The organism is Streptomyces sp. NPDC005574, from assembly GCF_040605435.1.
Taxonomy (GTDB): Bacteria; Actinomycetota; Actinomycetes; order Streptomycetales; family Streptomycetaceae; genus Streptomyces.
In genome coordinates this window covers 1-2,758 of sequence record NZ_JBEXCW010000243.1, presented here as the reverse complement: position 1 = coordinate 2,758, position 2,758 = coordinate 1, and the positions used below count along the sequence as shown (strand labels likewise).

The 2,758-nt window shown below is 68.1% G+C and carries 1 protein-coding gene and 2 pseudogenes; all 3 read right to left on the bottom strand.

Annotation, left to right across the window (positions count from 1 at the left end; translation table 11 throughout):
- Positions 1-93: 93 nt before the first annotated feature.
- Positions 94-1,355, bottom strand: a pseudogene (locus tag ABZT03_RS43635) (IS30 family transposase); the annotation flags it as partial.
- A gap of 70 nt (positions 1,356-1,425) precedes the next feature.
- Positions 1,426-2,354: pseudogene (locus tag ABZT03_RS43630) on the bottom strand (IS3 family transposase); the annotation flags it as partial.
- A gap of 63 nt (positions 2,355-2,417) precedes the next feature.
- Positions 2,418-2,758 (bottom strand): transposase family protein (locus ABZT03_RS43625; protein ID WP_356049793.1); only part of this gene is annotated, 341 nt, incomplete at its 5' end.

Here is a 2,758-nt window from a genome sequence, read left to right as displayed (position 1 = left end):
CCGCCGCCCCGGCCTCCACAGCCACCCTCCCCACCCCCACCTGAACGATCTAAACGATCATCCCACAGACCGACCGCGATCAAGTTGACAATGCCCCTTCGGGAAGTACTGACGCAGCAGCCCGTTCGTGTTCTCATTTGTCGGTCGTTGCCAGGGCGAGTGCGGATCGGCGAAGAACACCTTCGTCCCGGTGTCGAGAGCGAACTGGGCATGGCCGGAGAGTTCCTTCCCTCGGTCCCAGGTGAGGGTCTTGCGTAGCTGCTCGGGCAGCTGCGTCATCGACGTGGTGAGCGCCGCGTTCATCGCGATCGCGCCATAGCCTCCGAGTGAGGGGCCGTTCTTCGTGGGTGTCCTTTCACCCCAGCCCTCCAGCCGGGGCAGGTGCACCAGGAGTGTGGAGCGGCTGCTGCGCTCGACGAGCGTGCCGATCGCGGAGCGGCCCGTCCCGATGATCAAATCGCCTTCCCAGTGTCCGGGGACCGCGCGGTCTGCGGCCTCGGCGGGGCGTTCGCTGAGGACGACGTCCGCGGTGACATGCCCCTGCGGCTTGTTCCGTGACCGTGCACGGGGAGTCCGCAGCGCCCGGCCGGTGCGCAGGCACGTGACCAGCTCCCGTTTGAGCGCGCCACGACCTTCGATGAACAGCGCCTGGTAGATCGCTTCGTGGCTGATGCGCATGGACTCATCATCGGGGAAGTCGACTGGGAGCCGGTGGGAGATCTGCTCCGGGCTCCATGCCGTCGCCCATCGTCTGTCCTGCCGGTGCGGCTTGTTCAGCCCTTTCCATGCGGGCGTCCTGGGCCCGGTGACGATCGTGTTGTCGGGGCGGCGGACGCTGCCGGCGAGCCGGTCCTGTACGTATTCACGCAACCTGTCGTTGCCTGTGAGCTTCGCGGTCTTCGGGCGCTTGGCGGCCTGCTGTGCTTTCCACTGGGCGACCGTCGCGCGGTACTCCTGCTTGCCACCGCGCGTTGCGGCGTTGCGGCGCAGTTCGCGAGAGATCGTTCCGGGGTCACGCCCCAGGGCGCGGGCGATCTCGCGCACGCCCTTGTTCATCGCCCTGAGGATCGCGATCTCCTCGCGCTCCTCGAACGCGAGGTACCGGCCCGTGGGCTCGGCCAACGAGATCGGAGGCATGCCGCCACGTGACGAAACCACCTCGCACCCACCGGCCACGACACGCCGACCGCCAACGACGCCTCCACCGTCGTGACCCCCGTGGCGATCAGCCGCCAGAACTGGCGCTGCACGACCCGAGACGGATCAGGCCGCCCTGGCGACCGCATCGCCGGCCGCAACGCACGATCAGCGCGCCACTGCCGACGCCGACCCTCCGGAACATCGCTGGTCTTCAAACTCCAGTCCGCCGTGGCCACGTCGCACACCTCCGAGATCAAAGTGTTGCGACGACCAGTTGAATTCACCTTCCGACCCGCGGTCCGCGTGGAAGATCACCCCGGCCACGCCGCCGCCTCGGGTCGCCACCGCCATCTTCAGCGCGTCGACGACCAGTTCGGTCCGCATGTGGGTGGCCATCGACCAGCCGAGCACCCGGCGTGAACAGATCTCCAGAACGCAGGCCAGATACAGCCACGTGCCACCGACCTGCACGTATGTGATGTCGCCGCACCACTTCTCGTCGAGCTGCCCGGCATGGAACACGCGGTTGATCAGGTCCGGGGCCGGCGGTGCGAGCCGGTCCGGGACAGTGGTGCGTTTGCGCCGCCGCAGATGGCGGCCCTCGATCGAGTTGACACGCATCAGCCGTTCCACGCGCTTGCGGTTGACGGTGTGTCCGAAGCCCCGCAGCTCGGCATGAACCCGGCGGACTCCGTACGTGCCCTTGTGATCGGCGTGGATCTCGCGGATCTCCTCGACCAGGGCGTCGTCGGCCGCCCGACGGGCCTGTCGGGCCTCCGCGCCGGCAAGCCACCGGTAGTAGCCCGAGCGCGAGACCTCAAGGATCCGGCATATCCGCTGCACGCCGAAGTCGGCGCGGTGGGCGGAGATGAAGCCCCAGCGGCCGGTCATGCCCTCATCTCCTTGGCGAAATACTGGGCCGCCCGGCGCAGGATCTCCCGCTCAAGTTCCCACTTCTTCTCGGCCTTGCGCAGTCGGCCGAGCTCGGTCCGCAGCCTCGCCAGTTCCTCGTGCCGATCCGCCCCCGCCCCGTCGCCGCGGACCTGCTCACGGCCGGCGACCTCGTCGGCCTGCCGGACCCAACTGCGCAGCGTCTCGCCGGTCACACCGACGTCCGCGGCGACCGCGGCATATGGCCGCTTCCCGCCCGCAGCGCGGTACAACGCCACCGCGTCGTTCCTGAACTCCACCGGATATGGAGACTTCCGTCCCACCAGGACACCCTTCCTCGGACCTACAAGATCCATTCTCAGAGTGTCCACACCACGGGAGTCACCTCAGTCCAGGGCGTCACCGTCAACGGCCCCCAGCACACGGCCGATCGTGGCAGGCGACGGAGAGCCCCGCCATCTGAGCAGGTGACGCCGGATCCCGATCACGGTCAGGAGTGCGTTCGGGGCACGCTGGCCCCACCCGGCGAGTTCGTCGATGCTCCTCGCTCCCGAGACGACCGCGCAGGCACACACCAGCAGGATCGCTGTCAGCGAGTACCACCAGCCCCGCCGCGAGCGCGGGTCGGGCACCGACCTCGGATATTCAGCGGCTGAGGTGATCTGATCGGGTATCAGCAGAAGGTGCCCGTGGCCTGCGAGGATGCGAGTGTTGAGGTCGTATCCGG